The 19,549-nt window shown below is 55.3% G+C and carries 16 protein-coding genes; 8 read left to right on the top strand and 8 right to left on the bottom strand.

All coding sequences use genetic code 11. The annotated features are described in order from the left end of the window. Positions 1-24: 24 nt before the first annotated feature. The 6 genes from thiD (at position 25) to DYA43_RS05135 (ending at position 6,011) form a co-directional block, all read left to right on the top strand. Positions 25-879 carry a bifunctional hydroxymethylpyrimidine kinase/phosphomethylpyrimidine kinase gene (gene thiD / locus DYA43_RS05160; RefSeq protein ID WP_061056375.1) on the top strand — a complete coding sequence of 285 codons (855 nt, stop codon included), beginning with the start codon at positions 25-27 and terminating at the stop codon, positions 877-879. Next, complete coding sequence (gene thiM, locus DYA43_RS05155) at positions 876-1,682, top strand: hydroxyethylthiazole kinase (protein ID WP_061056374.1); 807 nt, start codon at positions 876-878, stop codon at positions 1,680-1,682. Before thiD ends, thiM begins: the two co-directional genes overlap by 4 nt. Continuing rightward, complete coding sequence (gene thiE, locus DYA43_RS05150) at positions 1,679-2,326, top strand: thiamine phosphate synthase (protein WP_061056373.1); 648 nt, start codon at positions 1,679-1,681, stop codon at positions 2,324-2,326. Before thiM ends, thiE begins: the two co-directional genes overlap by 4 nt. Positions 2,327-2,459: 133 nt before the next feature. Continuing rightward, entirely contained in the window at positions 2,460-3,155 is a 696-nt protein-coding gene (locus DYA43_RS05145) for a pirin family protein (protein ID WP_055452855.1), read from the top strand. Positions 3,156-3,461: 306 nt separating this feature from the next. Continuing rightward, on the top strand, positions 3,462-4,898 hold the full coding sequence (locus DYA43_RS05140; RefSeq protein ID WP_061056372.1) for a 6-phospho-beta-glucosidase: 1,437 nt from the start codon (positions 3,462-3,464) through the stop codon (positions 4,896-4,898). 108 nt (positions 4,899-5,006) lie between these two features. Continuing rightward, complete coding sequence (locus DYA43_RS05135; RefSeq protein WP_061056371.1) at positions 5,007-6,011, top strand: LacI family DNA-binding transcriptional regulator; 1,005 nt, start codon at positions 5,007-5,009, stop codon at positions 6,009-6,011. A 52-nt stretch (positions 6,012-6,063) separates the two neighbouring features. Here DYA43_RS05135 and DYA43_RS05130 read toward each other — a convergent pair whose 3' ends face one another. The 8 genes from DYA43_RS05130 to fepB form a co-directional block, all read right to left on the bottom strand. After that, positions 6,064-6,789 carry a 4'-phosphopantetheinyl transferase family protein gene (locus tag DYA43_RS05130; protein WP_061056370.1) on the bottom strand — a complete coding sequence of 242 codons (726 nt, stop codon included), beginning with the start codon at positions 6,787-6,789 and terminating at the stop codon, positions 6,064-6,066. Beyond that, positions 6,782-7,609, bottom strand: coding sequence for an ABC transporter ATP-binding protein (locus DYA43_RS05125; protein WP_225869430.1), 828 nt, complete (start codon positions 7,607-7,609; stop codon positions 6,782-6,784). The genes DYA43_RS05130 and DYA43_RS05125 overlap by 8 nt, the downstream gene beginning before the upstream one ends. Further along, a complete protein-coding gene (locus DYA43_RS05120) occupies positions 7,610-10,540 on the bottom strand; it encodes a condensation domain-containing protein (RefSeq protein WP_061056369.1) in 2,931 nt (976 codons plus the stop codon). Further along, positions 10,533-10,811: a phosphopantetheine-binding protein gene (locus DYA43_RS05115; RefSeq protein ID WP_061056368.1), complete on the bottom strand. Its 279-nt coding sequence runs from the start codon at positions 10,809-10,811 to the stop codon at positions 10,533-10,535. Before DYA43_RS05115 ends, DYA43_RS05120 begins: the two co-directional genes overlap by 8 nt. A 111-nt stretch (positions 10,812-10,922) precedes the next feature. Continuing rightward, positions 10,923-12,995, bottom strand: coding sequence for a TonB-dependent receptor (locus DYA43_RS05110; RefSeq protein WP_225869429.1), 2,073 nt, complete (start codon positions 12,993-12,995; stop codon positions 10,923-10,925). Between the two features lie 319 nt (positions 12,996-13,314). Beyond that, complete coding sequence (locus DYA43_RS05105; protein WP_061056367.1) at positions 13,315-14,358, bottom strand: FecCD family ABC transporter permease; 1,044 nt, start codon at positions 14,356-14,358, stop codon at positions 13,315-13,317. Further along, on the bottom strand, positions 14,355-15,392 hold the full coding sequence (locus tag DYA43_RS05100; protein ID WP_061056366.1) for a FecCD family ABC transporter permease: 1,038 nt from the start codon (positions 15,390-15,392) through the stop codon (positions 14,355-14,357). Before DYA43_RS05100 ends, DYA43_RS05105 begins: the two co-directional genes overlap by 4 nt. Next, positions 15,389-16,327 carry a Fe2+-enterobactin ABC transporter substrate-binding protein gene (gene fepB / locus DYA43_RS05095; protein ID WP_061056365.1) on the bottom strand — a complete coding sequence of 313 codons (939 nt, stop codon included), beginning with the start codon at positions 16,325-16,327 and terminating at the stop codon, positions 15,389-15,391. Before fepB ends, DYA43_RS05100 begins: the two co-directional genes overlap by 4 nt. A gap of 320 nt (positions 16,328-16,647) precedes the next feature. On the opposite strand from fepB, the gene DYA43_RS05090 reads away from it, so the two are divergent. Both DYA43_RS05090 and DYA43_RS05085 read left to right on the top strand, forming a co-directional pair. Continuing rightward, positions 16,648-17,952: an NtaA/DmoA family FMN-dependent monooxygenase gene (locus DYA43_RS05090; RefSeq protein ID WP_061056364.1), complete on the top strand. Its 1,305-nt coding sequence runs from the start codon at positions 16,648-16,650 to the stop codon at positions 17,950-17,952. A 202-nt stretch (positions 17,953-18,154) separates the two neighbouring features. After that, positions 18,155-19,504: a condensation domain-containing protein gene (locus tag DYA43_RS05085; RefSeq protein WP_061056363.1), complete on the top strand. Its 1,350-nt coding sequence runs from the start codon at positions 18,155-18,157 to the stop codon at positions 19,502-19,504. Positions 19,505-19,549 lie beyond the last annotated feature (45 nt).

The following is a 19,549-nucleotide window of genomic DNA, read 5'->3' as shown; positions in this document are numbered from 1 at the left end:
GATTGTCGGAGATTAGGAGCCCAAATGCCTCAATCAGACATTCAATGTAACACCCCTATCGTTCTCACTATTGCCGGCTCAGACAGCGGCGGCGGTGCGGGCATTCAAGCTGATATCAAAGCCATTTCTGCCACCGGCAGCTTTGCGTGCAGCGCGATCACCGCCATTACGTCGCAAAATACGCTTGGCGTGTCTGCCATTCTGCCCATTCCGATTGCTCACGTTGAAAGTCAACTGGACGCCGTGTTCAGCGACCTCAACGTCGTCGCCGTCAAAATCGGCATGTTGGCTGACAGCGCCATCATCCAAGCGGTCGCGGGTAAACTGCGCCAGTATCAGCCTCAGTTTGTGGTGCTCGATCCGGTCATGGTTTCCACCAGCGGTGATTTGCTGCTGGAAACCGAGGCGATCAGCAGCCTCAAAACCGAGCTGCTGCCGCTGGCGACCGTGATCACCCCCAACTTGCCGGAAGCCGCCGCGCTGACCGGCCTGCCGCTGGCCGAAACTGAATCGGATCTGGCCGCACAGTTCGCTGCGCTGCGTGCGCTGCCTTGCCAAGCGGTGCTGCTCAAAGGCGGTCATTTGGCGTCGGCCACCCACAGCGATGACTGGCTCATCCGCGCTGGCGATCACCACACTTTTCGCGCCGAGCGAGTTGCCACACGCAATACGCACGGCACCGGCTGCACGCTCTCTTCGGCGATTGCTTCATATCTGGCCCAAGGCGTTGCACTGACTGACGCGATTCAATTGGCGAAAACCTACATTTCGCAAGCCATCGCCCATGCCGATGAACTGGATATTGGCCGCGGCCATGGCCCGGTTCACCATTTCTTTGCTTTGAATGCTCAACCTACTTCCGCCCAGGAGATCGCATGAATACACTATTGATCGCCGATACCTTCCGCACTCTGCGTGCCACCAAACCGCTGGTGGTGAATATCACCAACTATGTCGTGATGAATAACAGCGCCAACGCGTTGCTGGCTGCGGGCGCCTCACCCATCATGGCGCATTCCCGTCAGGAAATGGACGAACTGATGCAGTTTGCCGGCGCGCTGGTGATCAACATTGGCACGTTGGATGAAATCTGGCTGGCACGCATGGAATACGCGATTGAAGCGGCCAACCGCAACCACAAACCCGTGGTGCTGGATCCGGTGGGCTGCGGCGCAAGTCGCCTGCGCACCGATGCATCGCGCAATCTGGCGGCCAAAGCCGATACGCTCATCATTCGCGCCAACGCATCGGAAGTGATGGCCATGGCCGGCGAAGCGGCACAAGGCCAAGGCGTCGACGCGCGCGATTCCAGCCACAGCGCCATTGCTGCCGCCAAAGCCTTGGTGAATCGCTATCAAGCCAATGTGGTGATTTCCGGTCCGCAGGATTTCATCGTCACCGATTCGCACGTGTGCCAGCTCAGCAATGGCGACAAGTTGATGCCGCTGGTGACTGGCATGGGGTGCAGCCTGAGCGCGCTTACGGGTGCCTGTGCCGCTGCAGGCGATCTGACGGGCTTAACGGCCGCCGCAATCATGGGGGTGGCTGGTGAACTGGCTGCACGCCGCGCCAAAGGCCCGGGTAGTCTGCAAATGGAACTGCTCGATGCGTTGCATCAACTCGATGAAGCAACGCTGCTGCAACTACTGCGTTTTGAAGACGTCAGCGAGGCGATGGCATGACTCCCTACACACTCTATTTGGTCACCGATGACCAGCAAGATCTGAGCACCCTGTGCCATGTGGTCAAACAAGCGATCGCAGGCGGCGTTTCGCTGGTTCAAGTACGCGAAAAACAGGGCGACGTGCGGACTTTTATCGAACGCGCGGCGGCGGTGAAAGCGGTGCTGAGCGGCAGCGGCGTCCCCCTGATCATCAATGACCGCGTTGACGTGGCCTTGGCCGTGGATGCCGACGGCGTACATCTGGGTCAGAGCGACATGCCCGCCACGCTGGCGCGCCAGCTGCTCGGCCCAGATAAGCTGATTGGCCTGTCAGTCGAAAACGAGCAACAATTTGAACAAGCGCAGTCGCTTCCGGTCGATTATCTCGGGCTCAGTGCGATTTTCGCCACGCCAACCAAAACCAATACCGTCAAGCATTGGGGGCTGGATGGTCTGAACTGGGCGATGGCACGCAGCCGTTTGCCCATGGTGGCGATTGGCGGCTTGAATACCAGCAATATCGGGGCTGTCGCTCAAACTGGCGTGCACGGCATCGCGTTGGTGTCGGCCATCAGTCATGCGCCTGACCCACAACAGGCCGCTCGCGATCTGCGTTTGCTGATCGAACAAAATCGCCCGGCTTCGCTTGTTCGAAATTATTGAATGACCACAACAAGCTGCGCGGCTGTTGACGCCTGTCCGAAAGGGCTAGACTTCGTATCAAGCATGAGGGAGTGAGCGATTCCCTCCCCCAATACCAAGAACGATTTGGTCCGCCAAGTCGAAGGAGCAGAGCATGATTGAAGTAAGAAAAGCAGAGCAACGCGGCCGCGCAAACTTTGGCTGGTTGGATAGCAAACATACCTTTTCATTTGGTAGCTACTACGATGCGAAGCACATGGGATTTTCAGAACTGCGCGTGATCAACGACGACAAAGTCACACCCAGTGCTGGCTTTGAAACCCACGGTCACCGCGACATGGAAATCATCAGCTATGTGCTCAGCGGCACTATCGCGCACAAAGACAGCGCTGGTAACGTCAAAACTTTGCCCGCGGGCGAGTTCCAGTTAATGTCCGCTGGTCGCGGTATTTACCACAGCGAGTTCAACGCTTCCGACACCGAATCACTGAGCTTTCTGCAAATCTGGATTCAGCCGAACCGCTTTGGCGGTGAACCGGGTTATCAGCAAAAAGACTTTGGTCAACAGCCGGGCCTGACCACCATCGCCACTCCAACCGGTGAAGATGGCACACTGCACATCAAACAGGATGCGCGCTTATTACAACTGATTTTGGAGCCCCATAGCGCGCTGACGTACGACGTGCCTCAAGGTCGCCGCGTCTATGTGCACCAAATTGACAGCGCATTGAGCATCAACCAAGTCGAGCTGAATCCGGGCGATGGCGCAAAAATCGCTGACGAAACCCAGCTTGTACTGCGCAACGACAGTGACTTGCCAGTGAAAGCCCTAGTGTTCGATTTACCATAAGTAAGTTCAAACCCTATAAACCGCAAGCCATCTGATACCGAAACGCCGCGTGTATGACGCGGCGTTTTTTATTGCTTCCGCTCCATTGCCATCACGTTCAAACCACCTTCATCTCTCACAAACCTCCAATGTCTGTTTCATTTTGAAACCGGTTACAGAAACCGGTTCCATTTTGAAATTTACTGATCTAGAATGCGCTTAAATTGACTATGATTGATTCAGATTTGTTCATGGTTGGGGTCGGTGGATTCGCTGGCGCGACAACCTCATCAACACCAATAGAACACGGCACAAAGGGGTAACGAAATGTCACAACAAGGTTTTCCAAACGATTTTCTGTGGGGCGGCGCTGTCGCAGCGCATCAGGTTGAAGGCGGCTGGAACAAAGGCGGGAAAGGCGTCAGCGTCGTTGACGTGCTGACCAAAGGCGCACACGAAGTACCACGCGTGATCACCGACACCGTGGAAGCAGACCAGTTTTATCCTAACCATGAAGCGGTGGATTTCTACGGTCACTACAAAGGCGATGTGGCGCTGTTTGCAGAAATGGGCTTTAAGTGCTTTCGTACCTCGATTGCCTGGACACGTATCTTCCCGAACGGCGATGAAGACACCCCTAATGAAGCGGGCCTGCAATTCTACGATGACCTGTTCGATGAACTGCTGAAATACGGCATCGAGCCGGTGATCACCTTGTCGCACTTTGAAATGCCGAACCATTTGGTCAAGCAATACGGCAGTTGGCAAAACCGTCAGGTGATGGATTTCTTCGTCAAATTCAGCCAAACCGTAATGCAGCGTTACCAGCACAAAGTGAAATACTGGATCACCTTCAATGAGATCAACAATCAGCGTAACTGGAAACTGCCGATTTGGGGATATTGTAACTCGGGCATGATCTACACCGACCATGAACATCCGGAACAAGTGATGTACCAAGTGCTACATCACCAATTTCTGGCCAGCGCCAAAGTGGTCAAACTGGGCCATGAGATCAACCCGGACTTTAAGATCGGCAGCATGATCCACATGATGCCGCTCTACCCGGCGACCTGCCGCCCGGAAGACATGCTGTTGGCGCAAGAGTTGATGCGCGAGAAATACCTGTTCAGCGACGTTCAAGTGCGCGGTTACTACCCAAGCTACCTGCTGAAAGAGTGGCAACGCAAAGGCATTCAGGTGGAGATGCAAGACGGCGATGATCAGATTCTGCGTGACGGCTGCGCTGATTATCTGGCCATCAGTTACTACATGACTAACATCGTTTCCGCGCAAAAAGATGAGGAAGGAGAAACCACCTCACTGTTTGAAGGCAGCCGTTTGAACCCGTACCTACCGGCGTCAGACTGGGGTTGGCAGATTGACCCGGATGGCCTGCGATTTGCGTTGTCTGAGCTGTACGAGCGTTACCAAAAACCGATCTTCATCGTCGAAAATGGCCTTGGCGCCGTCGATCAGGTGGAGTCCGATGGCACCATCAACGATGACTACCGCATCAACTACCTGAGCGCGCACATTCAGGCGGTGAAACAAGCGATCAGTTACGATGGTGTCGAGGTGATGGGTTACACCCCTTGGGGCTGTATCGACTGCGTTTCGTTCACCACTGGCGAATACAAAAAACGTTACGGGTTCATTTATGTGAACCGCCATGATGATGGCAGCGGTGACATGGCGCGTTCGAAGAAGAAGAGTTTTTTCTGGTATCAGAACGTGATCGCGACTAACGGCGAAAGCCTGTAACCCGGCTGGCCAGCAGATAACTGTTTCAATCTGCTGGTGAAGTTCGCTAAACTCGCCATCCGGCCAGGGAATTTTGCTCTCGCCGGATGGTTTAATTAAGGAGCAGCGATGGCCACAATCAATGATGTATGTAAAGCCGCAGGTGTATCGAAAGCGACAGTGTCACGTGTTTTGAACGGCAGCGGACAGGTGAAAGAAGCCACCCGTCAGGTCGTGATGAAGGCGATGAGCGATCTGGGCTATCAGCCCAATGCGCTGGCACAAGCGCTGGCCACCAATACTTCTCACTCCATTGGTCTCATCCTGCCACAATTTCAAAGCAGCTATTTCGGTAGCGTGCTGCATCACGCCGAACAAGGCGCGCAGCAGGCGGGCAAAAAGCTGTTGGTGGTCAACAGCAAAGATACCGCAGACGGTGAACGAGAAGCCGTCGCGACGCTGACCAACCAACGCTGCGACGCCATCATGCTCTACAGCCGTCATCTGTCACAGGATGACCTCGACCAGCTGCAACACTCCATTGCCGTCCCTTTAGTGGTGATCAACCGCCAACTCTCTATCGATTCTGTTCCCAGTTTTGGCCTTGATCAGTGCCAGTTGGCGACCATTGCCATGCAGCATCTGTTGGATTTGGGCCATCAACGCATCGCATGTATCACCTCGCCACTGCAAAGTGAAACGGGCCGATTACGTTTTGGCATCTATCAGGATATGCTCACTCGACATCACATTGAATGTCAAAACGAATGGGTAGCAGAAGGCAACAATACGCTGGAGCGCGGTTATCAGGCAGCGCAAGAATTGCTGGCGCATGGCTGCTCGTTTAGCGCCATTTTTGCTTGTAACGATGACATGGCGATTGGTGCGATTCGGGCGCTGCACGATGCGGGCCTGTCGGTGCCACACGATGTGTCGGTGATTGGGATTGATAATGAACCAGCCGCCGCTTATGCCATTCCGAGCCTGTCAACTGTCTCTCTGCCTATCACCAAACTGACTCAGGACTCGGTTGCACTGACGATTGCTCTCGCCAACAAACAGCAACAGGCCCCGCAGCATCAAACCTACTGCGGTGAATTGGTGAGACGCGAGTCAACCCGCGCGGTAAAGTGAGTGAGTTAAGAATAAATCGAAGCGAGCGCCCTGCTCGCTTCTTTGTTTTCACTCAGGATGACGCGCGGCATTGCGCCAGCGTGATGACGCGCTGTTCATCCCAGAGATAATGCACCTCAAACACCCATGCGCCGCCAGCCAGTTCCGCAGCGCGCTGCACCAATTGCAACGTCAATCGCCCATTCGCTTCATCCCATGTCAGCAAACACGAATCGTGAAAATCAAGGTATTGCCCCACGCGAGAATACAGCGCTTTGAATAAGCTCTCTTTGGCCGAAAACAACGTGGTGACGCACTGCGCGGCATTGAGAGATACCCGTTCCAAAATGGCCGCTTCCTGCGCAGTCGCAATCGTGCTTTGAATGGCGGGCAGTGAACAGTCATCAATCCGGCTTTCCACATCCACGCCAAGCAGCAACGCGTCAACGTCACTGTCGACCCGCTGCGCTACCGCCAGCGCGAGGTTTTCGTTGTGTGAAATCGAGCCCACCACACCTTGCGGCCACCGCGGCGCGCGATGCTCGCCCACCGCCAGCATCTGCGGCGTCACGCCCGCCGCTTGCAGCGCATCACACGCAGCCACGCGGCCCGCGAGAAATTCCGCTTGGCGTTTTGCCACCGCGCGCTGTAAATCCTCCGGCAGCGTTAACCCATACGGCATGCGCTCATGCGATGCCGACGGGGGCGCGACATAACGCGCCACCTCAAACTGACGCAAATGCAACGTATACCCGCCCAACTCACATTGCATCGGCGCGCTGAGAAAAGACTCATTCATGCCGTTTGCGACCGCGTGGAATCACCAACGGCGTGTGGCTGACCGGATCTTCAATGATCACGCTTTCCAGGCCAAACACGTCACGCACCAAGTCAGCGCTGATCAGTTCGCTCGGATTGCCTTCCGCGATGATTTTGCCATGTGCCATCGCAATCATGTGGTCGGCATAACGACACGCCTGATTGAGATCGTGCAGCACCGCGATCAGCGTGTGGCCGCTGTTGCGGTTGAGATCGCGAAACAGTTCCAGCAGCTCAATCTGATGAGCGATGTCGAGATACGTCGTCGGCTCATCGAGTAGCAGCAGCGGTGTTTGCTGCGCGAGCACCATCGCAATCCACACCCGCTGACGTTGACCGCCCGAAAGTTCATCCACTTGGCGTTCGGCCAGCGCGTCAATGCCCGTCACCTGCATGGCCGCGCGCACCGCGCGTTCATCGCCCAGACTCCATTGGCGAAACAGTTCCTGATGCGGATAACGCCCGCGCGCCACCAAATCGACCACTCGAATGCCATCGGGCGCCGTGGCGCTTTGCGGCAACAGTCCTAACTGGCGCGCCAGCGCTTTGGTCGGCAGCCCATGAATGTCCTGCCCATCGAGGCAGACCTGCCCTGCTTTGGGCTTGAGCAAGCGGCACAGCGTGCGCAGTAAGGTCGATTTTCCGCAACCATTAGGACCGACAATGACGGTAAATTTGCCATCGGGAATGCGCACATCAATGCCATCAAACACAGTGTACCCTTCATAACCTAAACGCAAGTTGCGGCCCGTCAGGCGCGCTTCAATGTCGCTATTCATGTCGGTTTCTTTGTACTCCATTCAGTTGTGTTCCTTGATGAGTTCGCTCAAAGCGGTGTGTTCGGCATTTGGCTCAGCAAAACGTGCCAACATACGTTGCGTGGCCTCGGTCAGGGTGTTCACCTGCGCGTCGCCATATTGATCGCTGCGATAACTCATCAATACGCGCACTCGGTCTTCACCGCCCACGCGCTCTTCCATCACTTCAAATTGCAGCCCAAGCGCCGACTCACTTTTTTCCGGGTCGACCTGCTCAAAACGCACCGCCTGCTGCGCGCTCACCAGCTCGCCGTGCAGTTTGTTTTTGGCATGCAGTTGAATCATCACCTCAAACAGATGATGTTTGTCGGTTCGCTCGCCAAGCAACGCATCTTCAACCCAATCAATCGGTACATCGGAATAATCCAACGATTCGTTGATGGTGTTTTTCACCTGTGCGATGAGCTCTGCCACCGACTCGGCGCGATCAAAATGCACCACATGCATCGCCAGCGTGGTGAAATAACCCACGGTATCGAAGAATTCCGCATCCAGACGCCCGGAGGCCGGCGTGCCGACAATCAGTTGACTTGGCGCGCCCAGTTTTTTCAGCGCCAGCGAAATCGCCGCATACACCACGTTAAACAGCGACGCGCCCTGCTGGCGTGCGAGCTGATTGAGTCCCAATGCCACGTTGGTATCGAGTTTAAATTCCACCCAGCCGCCGGCATCGGACGGCTCGGCATCCGGCTGATTTTGCAACTCTGGCAGCAGCGGCGCATTCAGCGGCACACCGTCAAACTGCTTCAGCCAGTAGGCTAAATGCGACTCATCAAAACCCTGCTCATGTTGGCGGGCGGCGTATTCACTAAACGGCAGCGGCTGCGCGCGCCACTGCGGCGTGGATCCTGATGCGCGAGCCTGATACGCCTCACGCAAATCATCCATCAGCACGTTCACCGACCACTCATCCAGCACCACATGATGGAACAGGAACGACAGATATTGCAGCCCCGAGTTTGGATCGCGCACAAAGCGCAGCCTGACGGGCAGCTCACGGCTCAAATCAAAGACATGGGATGCTTCCTGATTCAGCGCGGTTTGTCGCTCGACGTTGCCGGTGTCTTCTGAGCGCCAGAACCAGCGATACTGGCTGAGATCAGCTTCCGGCACCACATGTTGCTCAACGGTATCGCCCTCGGTCACAAAGCGAGTCCGCAGCACCGAATGACGGCGCATCACATCTTCAAACGCCAGACCAAACAGCGTTTCATCCACCGGGTCTAAAAAGCGCAGCGCAAACGGAATGTTAAACAGTTCGTTGTAACCAAAGGCCGCGTACGCTTTCCACAACGATGCCTGCGCAAACGACAGCGGCACGTGATGGCGCATCGGTTGCACCTCATTTTGCGCTTGAACAGGAAGCGAGTGGCTGTGCGAAATCGCGTGTTCTGCCAATCCCCACGCCGTCGGCTGGCTGAACAGATCGTTAATGTGCACTTCGACCTGATGCTCGGTTTTAAGTTGACCAATCACGCGCGTGGCGATCAGCGAGTGGCCACCGAAATCAAAGAAATCATCATGAATCGAGAAGTTGGCTCTGTTGAGTGCAGCGCCAAATGCTTCGGCGATCAACGCCGCAATGCGTTCACGTTCGCCGCGCTGCGGAGTGAGCTCATTCACCACCGATTCCGTTGGTGTCGTCGTTACGGCAATATTGATGTCATGGCCGAGCGAAGCGGTAAACTGCTCCAGCAGCCAACCGGCGATATAAGGCGAGAGACGCTCGCCGGTGGTCAATTCCAGCAGCAGCTTGTTGTCGCAGCTGATTCCCAGTGCCAGTACCAGGTCAAAATCACAATGCAGCGGCGCCAGACGTACGGTTTCCGTCTGTACTTTTCCCAAGCGCAGATGCACGGCCGGATCGACGCTCCAGGTAACCAAGATCGCCAAGTCATCGGGGTTAGCGAGACCGCAAGCGTTCGATTCACCGACTCGCCATTGGTTTTCGACGTTATCGAACAATGTCTTCCGAGGTTGATTGGCGGTATCGAGCGTGAGACGCAATAAGCCACTTTGCACTACGCTGCCGTTGAGTTCATGATGGCGCTGAACCACCTGTTTGGGCGCAAACACCGTTTGCTGCGTTTTACCACTCAGGCGAGCGATGAAGCGGGCGAACTCGGTGACGGCCGCGCACAGCATCACGCCGTGATCAAGACTTGCCTGCGCCCCTTTATGTTCGGTCAGTTGCGTTAACGCATGCACCGGCAGCGATACACGCACTTTTTCTGCGCGACGCTGGGTGGTTTTGATTCGTTCGCTACCCAACCATTCGATGCTGCTGCGCGCTGAACTCTCTCTGGCTGCGAGCCATAAGTAGGCCGAATTTAAAGGTTGCTCGCGCGAATAGAGCGGATGCGCCAACGGCAACTCAGTTTGATGTGACTGCGTCCAAGCCTCGGCATTGAGTTCGCCCTGATAAAAACTGCTCAGTGAGTTAAGCAGCGTCTGCCAGTTGATGTTGTGCGCGAGAATACGGTGGTGGCGAGCTGCCAGAATCAGTTCATCGCCAAGCAGTAAGCGAAATTGCATCGGCGGTTCGAAGGCTAAATCGATGCGTTCGTTTTGCCAGTTAAGCAAATGCTGCACCGCTTCGGTTCGGTCAGCGACCTGCACCAACTCCACTCGCTGACCGGGCGACGTAGAGAACAACTTGATCAGGTCAAACTCATCATTGAGCTGGTAGCGCACATTCAGGTCTGGCAGTGATTGCAACATCGACTCCAGCGCTTCAAGCAACAGAGAAAGATGCACGTCGCCACTCAAACGAAACGCACTCAGCCATTGATGCGAACTGTCGCCACACTGCTCATGGTGCAGCCACACCTGCTGCTCAAATTCACTGAGCTGGTGCGGCTGTGCGGCGCTGTCTGCCGAGCGCTGAGGCGCAAAAGAATGGTATTCACTCATGATTCGTTCCTTGTGACTGAGAGTGGTCATCGGTTGGGGATTTAAGGGCGCGCTGAACCAGCGCAATCCACTCATTTAATGTCGGTCGAGATGCCAGAGGAAGATAGCCGATATAGCTGCCGTACTCGGCGCTGAAACGTTCGCTCAGGCGCAGGATCAGCAGTGAATGCAGGCCCATTTCGTAGAGGTTGGTGTCAAAATTGAAGGCATGAGAAGGCAGCGCGAGCGCTTGGGTCACTTCGTTGATCACCAGTTGTTTTGCATCGACCATTGTTGAGCTCCGTGGGTGTTCGCAAAGGTTCTCTGGTGCGCGGTTGCCAACTACGGTTTCACTCGCCAGAGGGTGAAAATAGCGGTGCCCGCTACCGGGCACCGGGGGACATCAGAAGTCCAGTTGTAGAGAAACACCCACCAGACGTGGTTGCTGGGTCACAGCGGTATACACATCGTTGTCGGTGATCATGGTTGGTTGCGTAGAGTTGAACAGGTTGGTCGCAAACAGCGTTGCACGGCCCATGCTGAAGTTGTAAGCCAGCTGCACGTTGGTGATCCAATCTGCATCGATCTTACCCATCTCATCGTTGTCGTAGTACGAGTAGTAGGTATCGGTGTAGTTAACCGTCGTACTGAACACGAAATCGTTGAAGAAGGTGTAATCCGCACCAAAGTTCATGCTGTAAGACGGCGCACGTGGCAGTTCATTGCCTTCGTATTCACTATCGCTGAACTTGTTGATCTTGGTTTTCAGCAAGCCCACCGCTGCCGACAGTTCCAGATCCGAGATTGGCAACCAGCGTGAGCTGAATTCGGCACCGTAAGTCTGGGCTTTCTCGGCGTTGATGATTTTGGTGGTACGCGCACTGATGTAGAACGGCAGTTGCAGATCATCGTAATCGTTGTAGAAGAAGTTCGATGTCAGCTCGACTTTGCCATCCAGCAGGCGGTGGCGCGTGTACATCTCGTAACTCCACACATACTCTTCATCGTAGGTATATGCTGTGTAAGGGGTATCAAAGGTCATACCCGCGCCGCCCGCGTTGTAGCCTTTGGCGACCATAACACCGACCGTGTGGTCACGATTCAGCTTCCACGCCACATCCGCTTTTGGCAGGAACACGTTGTAGGTTTCGTCAAAATCGACTTCCACCGTTGAACTGCCGCCCTTACGGGTGCGGTGTTCGCTTTCCAGGCGTCCTGCGAGCGTCAAATCAACCGCTGGCAAGACCGCGTAAGTGACTTCCGCAAATGCTGAACCGGTCTCGGTTTTGTCGTCAAACGTGCTGCCGCCAAACAGGTAAACATATTCGTCTTGCGAGGAGTGGTAGTAACGCAAGCCCGCTAAACCGCGCCACTGCTCATCGTTGGTGGCAAAGTGCACCACTGGTTCAACATGGAATTCCGCACCATCAATATTGGCGTAAGGCAACGTGGTGGCCGTGCGGCGGTTGATGGTGAAATCGGTGTAGGCAATTTGGTTTTCAAAGCGCAAATTGCCTGCGGTTTGATACTCCAAATCCCAGATACCGCTGGTATTTTTAGTTTCGAATACCGGGCGACGTTCATCATAACGCGCACTTTGATGTTCAGCAGACGGGATCAACGCTTCGTTTTGCGGCGCTTTGCTGTCGAAGTGGTTGATCGTCAGCTTGGTGGAGAGACCGGGCAGCGCAGAAGGCTCGTACAGCAACTTACCGCGTGCAGTGATGGTTTCGACGTCACGCGGGTCGCCAACCGGATCGTACGATGGCATGTCCACGAAGCTTTCACGAGTTTGGCGGTCAATCGACAGACGGAACGCGAGTTCATTGTCGATGATCGGGCCAGACACTACAGCCGCCGTTTGTGAATAACCCTGCTCACCATACGAACCGCGAATGGAACTTTCCCATTGATAGGTTGGATCTTTCGATTGCAGCACCACAGCGCCTGCCATGGCGTTACGGCCCTGAATATAACTTTGCGGACCGCGATACACTTCAACCTGTTGCAAGTCCCACAGCGATTGCGGGCCAAACGCCAGTTCATTGTAAGTCAGCGAGCGGCCATCAAGAGACACGTTCAAACGTGGACGCGTACCGTTGAGGAAAGCGTTCGCGCCGCGCGCCGCGCCAGAACCGTCAATACCGCGAATCGCAGGCACATCGTTGCCGACACCCACATCGACAATGTTCGGTGTGTTTTGCAGCAGGTCGATCACGTCGGTGGCATTGGGCATCGAGTCGATTTTGCTTTCATCATACACTTCGACGCTGGCACTAGTTTCCTGCATCGAACGCGCCACTTTCTCACCATACACAGTGATGGTGGAAACCGCCGAAGGCTGGGTCGCGTTGGTGTCTTCAGCCAGCGCCAAAGGGGCGTGGCACAGGCTCATGATCATGCCCGACAAAATGCAAACCTTTGTATTGAGAGTTGTAGACGGTTTGTTTTGTCGGACAAGGTGTGATGCTGTCATTTTTTTCTCCTTTCGTCAGCATAAACGTCACACACTCACGTCGTGTTTGCAGATCAGGTTTAAGCCCACTGCGAGGAGAAAAAGCCTGCAAGTCAGCGACGTGGATTGTTCTGTTTGACTACATTCCAAACCAAACAGGGAGCCTACTTTAGAACTGAGAAAATCAAATGTAAAGGATTCTCATTTACATTTGATAATAATTTTCATTATTTTGTTACTTATCACCTAATCAAGAAGAATAGCTCTATAAATAATTTAATTATCAATAATATAGTTTAATTGCATGAACCTCTGTGAATGAACGTCACGCAAGAAATCATCACAGTTTTGGTGAACGCGTGAGCAGCCAGATCAGGTACAAACCACCGACAATACCGGTCATGCGACCAATCGGTAGTGTCAGATTGAGCGGTTGCAGTTGCGTGATGAGATCCGCCACCACCATCAGCAGCGCGCCCATCACCGCCGAGCCATACACCGGCAGTTGTGAGGTACGCAATAAACGGCTGATCAACTGCGGCGCGGCCAAGGCGATAAATGCAATCGGCCCTGCCGACCCCGTCGCAATCGCCGCCAAAATCACCGCTGCCAACAACATCACCAAGCGCACGCGCTCAACACGAATACCCAACTGCGTCGCCAGATCGTCGCCCATTTCCATCAGGGAAAGCTGCCTTGCCAACAACATGATCAACGGCACCAACACGATGACGCCGACCATGACCGGAATGGCGTGCGACCACGTACGCGCATGCAGCGATCCCGCCAGCCAGAGATTGGCGGTAACTGCGTTGTCGATGTTGCCTTTGACCAACATCAACCCATTGAGCGCACTGAGCACCGCACCAATGCCGATCCCGGTCAGGATCAAGCGATAACCGCCGACCACGCCAGCTTTGCGCGACAGCAAATACACCATCACCGCGGTGACAATCCCACCGAGGATCGCCGCCAATGCCACCTGCACCGGCCCTTGCTCAAACAACACAATCTGCGCAATCGCGCCAGTCGCCGCGCCAGTCGTAAAACCAATCACATCTGGCGAACCCAGCGCATTGCGCGACACCGATTGGAAAATGCCGCCCGAAACGCCGAGCGCCGCCCCCACAAACACCGCGGTGACAATGCGCGGCAGACGAATATTCCAAACAATCCGCTCCTGCACCGCACTGCCCTGCCCGAAGAGAACTTGCCATAAGTCCGGCATCGAGATGATGTAGCGACCAATCGTGATTGCATAGGCGGCAAGGCCCACCACCAAGACCGTCAGCAGCAATAACCACCCCATCGACACCGCCGAATAACGCAGCGACCAGCCGCCACGACGCCAGACTTGATACACCGGTTGAGAACAACGATTCATAACTGCGCGATCTTCCATTTTCGAACCAACACCACAAAGAATGGACCACCAATCAGCGCTACCATAATGCCCACACTGATTTCATCCGGATAACCGATCACACGGCCAAGCATATCCGCCACCACGGTGAGTAACGCCGCGATCAGCATTGAATAAGGCAGCAACCAACGGTGATCCGGGCCGACCAGAAAGCGGGCCAGATGCGGCGCCGTCAACCCGACAAAACTGAGCGGCCCAGCGGCCGAAGTCGCCGCGCCCGAGAGCACCACAATCACACTGGAAGCCAACAGCCACACTCGCTGCGGATTGACACCCAGCGCTTCCCCCAAATCTTGTCCCAACGAAACAGTATTCAGCGCTTGGCGCAGCGCCATGGACAGCGCCAGCCCGAACGCCACCAGCAGAGTGACCGGCCACAACACATCGTATCCACGACCTTGCAATGACCCGACCGCCCAGTGACGAAACTGGTTAAACACATCTTGATCGCTGTTGACGGTGATGATGTGCGTGAGCGCGAGTAACACCACCGACAGCGCCGAGCCAGCGAGCACCACGCGCACCGGATTGATGCCACGGCGCAGCCCCGCCAGCAGATACACCGCGCCACCAGCGATGGTGGCACCAATCAAACCAAACCACATGTAACCAAACACATCGGTGATGCCAAATAGCGCAATCGCACTGACGATCGCCACCGTCGCACCCGCGTTCACCCCAAGAATGCCCGGGTCCGCCAATGGGTTACGCGTCAGTGCCTGCATCATCGCTCCCGCCACACCCAGCGCGCCGCCCACGACCACCGCCAACAACGTGCGGGGCACGCGCAAATAGTGCACGAGCAGATGCTCGCTCTGGGTCGGGTCAAAGGCGGTGAGCGCTTGCCAAGTCACCGCAGGCGCCACAAAACGCGTGCCGATAAACACACTCAAGCAGGCGCAGCCAAGCAACGCCAACAGCAAACCCACAATGCCCCATATTTTGGCTCGGTCGTGACGGCGAAGGTTCATCCGATCAGCGGCACAGGTGGTCATGGTGCAACGCGCACTCCAAAGCGCGCGCGAATGCCATCCACGATTTCATGCGCGCTGAAATAATCAATGCGAAACGAATTCGCCCCCAAACCATACACCTGACCGGTTTTTACTGATGGCAAATTGGCAAGCACCGGATCGTTTAAAAACTGCGGCACTTTGGCATCAGTGGCGTTAAATAAGAATGTGGTCGGCGCGGTCAATTCGGTCAGGTGTTCGTAGTGAGCGCGGACAAAATCGTTGAGTCGGCTCGGCCCAGTTTGCCAAGCGGGATTGGGGCCTTCGATATCGAAACCGAGTGATTTCAGCAGCATGCCGTGTGAGCCGTGTGGCGTCGCGATGGGGTTGGTGACCCCAGGGCCGTTGTAACTGATGATGTTCGCCTGCCCTTTCGGCAGCGTCAGTGCCGCGCGAGTTTGCGCGATGTAATCATCAAACTGAGAAATTTTAGCGGCCACTTGCTGCTCAATTCCCACCACTTCGCCGATTTTCTCTGCGAGTTGTTGCCAGTTTTGGCCGCCGTAATCAAGCACCACCGTCGGGGCGATTTGGCGCAGCTCATTCAACTGACCGAGCGCAGAATCCGCACCGCCCAGCGACACGATGATCAAATCCGGTTCAAACGCATACGCCATTTCCAGATCCACACTGCCCGCAGGCCAAAGGCGCTCAACCCCGCGCTGCTCAGCAACCGCGCGCCACTGCGCAAAGTAGTCGCCACTGGTCGTGGTGGCACTGGCAATCACCGGCGCATCGACCGCCAATAGAGTGCCGGTGATGGACACGGAGGTGGAAAGAATACGTTTCGCGGGCGCGTTCAACGTGGTGGAGGAACCGTCAGCATTGAGGAACGTGCGCGGCCAACCTTGCGCCTGTACGGCGCCACTGACGAGGAGCGTGAACAAAAATAATTTTCTAATGATATTTATTATCATTGTGATTCTCATTACATTAATAGACTTCAATATCGCGTAAAAAGACGTTTATACCTGAAATTTATGGGAATTTTCACAGAGCGAGGTGATGGCTCTGACTAAGGGAATCTTTCACACGAGACCGACATGCGAGTGCGCAATCCGGTTCCGACACACATGAGTGAGCCCTCATGCTACACACAAGTTCCCCATAAGTTCAAGAAGTGGGCGTGAAAAACGCCAAGTTTGCTCCTCAGCATCACGCTGAGTGGTGCTGGATTGCAAAGTCATACCCCAGCACGATCCATTCGCAATAACAGCCCAATTTAGAAGGACCCGTGATGAGTTCCCCCCAACCTTTGTTCATTGGCATGGCCTTGGCCATCAGTTGGCTCACCAAGAACGGCTGGCGCCGCGACGACAGCGGTGTCGAGCGCATGTATGACACCGATGTATATGTCGAGCTGGCCCAGCGCGCCGAACGCGCCAAACTGGATTTCCTGTTTCGCCCCGACACCCTGTTTCTCGCGACACACGCTGTCGCCACCGAACCCGGCTTTAGCAGCTTAGACCCCATGGTGCTACTGGCCACATTGGCACGTGAAACCACCCACATCGGTTTGGTTTCAACCGCCTCCACCACCTTCAATCCACCTTATGTGGTGGCGCGTCAGTTGCAATCGCTCAACTGGGTGACCCAAGGACGTGCCGGGTGGAACATCGTCACTGCGATTGACGGCCAGCAGAACTTTGGCCAGCAGACCATGTTGCCGTCCGAAGCACGCTACCAGAAAGCGCGCGAGTTTACCGACGTGGTGCTTAAGCTGTGGGACAGCTACCCCAGCAGCGCCATCAAAGCCGATAAACAAAGTGGCCAGTACGCGGACATTGACCAGATTCAGCCCATTGCCCATCACGGTGACTACTTCGACGTACAAGGGCCGCTTAATGTGCCCAAGCGCCCCGGCGGCGACATACCGCTATTTCAAGCCGGCGCGTCTGAATCCGGACGCCAATTTGCCGCCAGTATCGCCGATGCGATTTTTGCCGCCACGCCCGATATCGATGCTGGCGTTGAGCTGCGCAACGATCTGCGTCGCCGCGCGTTGGCACATGGTCGCCCCGCCAATGCGGTGAAAGTGCTGCCGGGGTTGTCTCTCTATCTGGCCGACACGCGGGAAGAAGCGCAGGCGCTGCACCGCGAGACGCACGCCAATATCGGTAGCGAGCGCAAGTTTGCCTACGTCAAAGAAGCGCTCGGCCTTGACCTAAGCCAGCTCGCCCCTGAGCAGCGCATCACGGCCGATATGCTGCCCCACCCAGAGTATCAAGTACGCAGCCAAACCCATTCAAACTTATTGCGTCGTTTGATTGAGCGCGAATCGCCCACCGTGGCCACGCTGATCGAGCGCCCGGAAGTGATTGGGTCTGCCCACTGGATTGTGATTGGCACGGTTGATGATGCGTTTAACGCCATCGTAGAACGCGTGAACGCGGGCGCGGCGGATGGTTTTATTGCCGTTCCGGGCGGCTCATGGCAATCGGTCGATCTGTTCTTTGATGAACTGATACCAAGATTATCGCAAGCCGGACTGTTTCGTTCCGACTACCAAGGGCGCACACTTCGCGATCACTTAGGGCTGTGATTGGGTCAAATTTTGACATTGATGCAAATGATAATAATTGCCATTATCAAATTTAACGCTAAACTTATTTGCGTGAGTGGCTGTTCTTTCGCCTCCCTAGAATCCTGAAAGAACAGGCGCTCACGCAAACTCCTCTTGAAAAGGCACAAGCTTCACGGCTTGCGCCTTTTTCTTATCACAACAATAATTCAAGGCTTTTTACATGTCAGTTACTGGTTCGGCTCTTCATTGGATGCCCCTTACTCTGCCCCAGCTCGATTTCTGGGAAGAATTTTCCCTTCACCCGGATGAGCCTCTCTCGACCGTCGCTCACTACATTGAACTCAAAGGCACGGTGAATGAAGCGGCGCTGTGCCGCGCCATTGCGCAAACCGCGCAAGAAACCGATGTACTGGCGCTGCGTTTTCGACTCGATGACGACGGCAAAACACCGTTGCAAGCCCACGATCCAGCGCGCAGACCGCAGGTGGAGATCAAAGATCTGCGCGGCAGTTCGCAGCCACTGGCGGATGCCAAAGCGCTCATGGATGGCGATGTGAATGCGCGCCTCAATTTGCTGCGCGATCCGCTGTCAGCGCAATGGCTGATCAAACTGAGTGACAACCATTACCTGTGGTACATTCGCGCCCATCACATCGTGATGGATGGCTTTGGCATGACGCTGTTTGAACAGCGCTGCGCCACGCTGTATCAGCACTATTTGGAGCGCACCGATGCGGGCAAACCGTTTAACGCGTTCGTCAGTTTCTTTGATGAAGAGCAGAGCTATCAAGCCAGCGTGCGCTATCAGCAAGACAAAGCGTTCTGGCGCGATTACCTGTCGAACCCAGCGCAACTGACCGTCCTCAACAAGGAGGATGATTACGGCGAAGAAACGCTGCATGTTGCCCATGAACTAACGCCCGCAATGAGCCACGACATTCGCCAGTTGGCGCACCAAGTCACCATGGGCTGGCCGGATTTATTGGTAACGCTGTCAGGTCTCTACATGCATCGTTATTTGGCCGACGCGTACTTGGGCCAAGGCAACACCATGCCGTTGTGGATCCCGTTTATGAGCCGCTGGGGCAGCGTGGGCGCTTACATGCCTGCCCTGCTGGTCAACATTCTGCCGTTGTATGTGCAAGTGGATGAGAACACATCGCTGCGTGATTACCTGACGCAGACGGGTAAAACCCTGCGCCAACTCTACGCGCGCGGCCGCTATCGTGTGGAGCAGATCGCCCGCGATCAAGGCGTGACAGAAAACAGCCGTTACTTCTTTTCGCCTTTTGTCAACGTGCTGCCGTTCGATCCGCCGCAATTTGCTGGCTGCCAGGTCAAACATCATGTCATCACCAGCGGACCGGCCGACGGGTTTAACCTTACCTTCCGTGGGCAGACCAATGCCGATGGCTTAGTGCTGAGCTTGGATGCCGATTCTGCCGCGCACCCGCATGACGAGTTTGATCAGCACGCGCAACGCGTGATGACCTTCATGCAGCGGGTATTGGACGAGCGCTACCTCGACCAACCCATTTCAGCGTTGTATGACGCGATTGATCACGCCTAAGCCCTAAGCACCCGAGTGAAAAGGTCGCGAACACGTTCGCCAAAA

The organism is Vibrio fluvialis (assembly GCF_900460245.1).
GTDB lineage: Bacteria > Pseudomonadota > Gammaproteobacteria > Enterobacterales > Vibrionaceae > Vibrio > Vibrio fluvialis.
The sequence above is the reverse complement of the archived record's forward strand: the minus strand, read 5'-3'. Positions and strand labels throughout refer to the sequence as shown.

Bases quoted from the DNA above. Each gene is read 5' to 3' on its own strand.
- thiD (WP_061056375.1), top strand. From the start codon at position 25: ATGCCTCAATCAGACATTCAATGTAACACCCCTATCGTTCTCACTATT.
- thiM (WP_061056374.1), top strand. From the start codon at position 876: ATGAATACACTATTGATCGCCGATACCTTCCGCACTCTGCGTGCCACC.
- thiE (WP_061056373.1), top strand. From the start codon at position 1,679: ATGACTCCCTACACACTCTATTTGGTCACCGATGACCAGCAAGATCTG.
- DYA43_RS05145 (WP_055452855.1), top strand. From the start codon at position 2,460: ATGATTGAAGTAAGAAAAGCAGAGCAACGCGGCCGCGCAAACTTTGGC.
- DYA43_RS05140 (WP_061056372.1), top strand. From the start codon at position 3,462: ATGTCACAACAAGGTTTTCCAAACGATTTTCTGTGGGGCGGCGCTGTC.
- DYA43_RS05135 (WP_061056371.1), top strand. From the start codon at position 5,007: ATGGCCACAATCAATGATGTATGTAAAGCCGCAGGTGTATCGAAAGCG.
- DYA43_RS05130 (WP_061056370.1), bottom strand. From the start codon at position 6,789: ATGAATGAGTCTTTTCTCAGCGCGCCGATGCAATGTGAGTTGGGCGGG.
- DYA43_RS05125 (WP_225869430.1), bottom strand. From the start codon at position 7,609: ATGGAGTACAAAGAAACCGACATGAATAGCGACATTGAAGCGCGCCTG.
- DYA43_RS05120 (WP_061056369.1), bottom strand. From the start codon at position 10,540: ATGAGTGAATACCATTCTTTTGCGCCTCAGCGCTCGGCAGACAGCGCC.
- DYA43_RS05115 (WP_061056368.1), bottom strand. From the start codon at position 10,811: ATGGTCGATGCAAAACAACTGGTGATCAACGAAGTGACCCAAGCGCTC.
- DYA43_RS05110 (WP_225869429.1), bottom strand. From the start codon at position 12,995: ATGACAGCATCACACCTTGTCCGACAAAACAAACCGTCTACAACTCTC.
- DYA43_RS05105 (WP_061056367.1), bottom strand. From the start codon at position 14,358: ATGAATCGTTGTTCTCAACCGGTGTATCAAGTCTGGCGTCGTGGCGGC.
- DYA43_RS05100 (WP_061056366.1), bottom strand. From the start codon at position 15,392: ATGACCACCTGTGCCGCTGATCGGATGAACCTTCGCCGTCACGACCGA.
- fepB (WP_061056365.1), bottom strand. From the start codon at position 16,327: ATGATAATAAATATCATTAGAAAATTATTTTTGTTCACGCTCCTCGTC.
- DYA43_RS05090 (WP_061056364.1), top strand. From the start codon at position 16,648: ATGAGTTCCCCCCAACCTTTGTTCATTGGCATGGCCTTGGCCATCAGT.
- DYA43_RS05085 (WP_061056363.1), top strand. From the start codon at position 18,155: ATGTCAGTTACTGGTTCGGCTCTTCATTGGATGCCCCTTACTCTGCCC.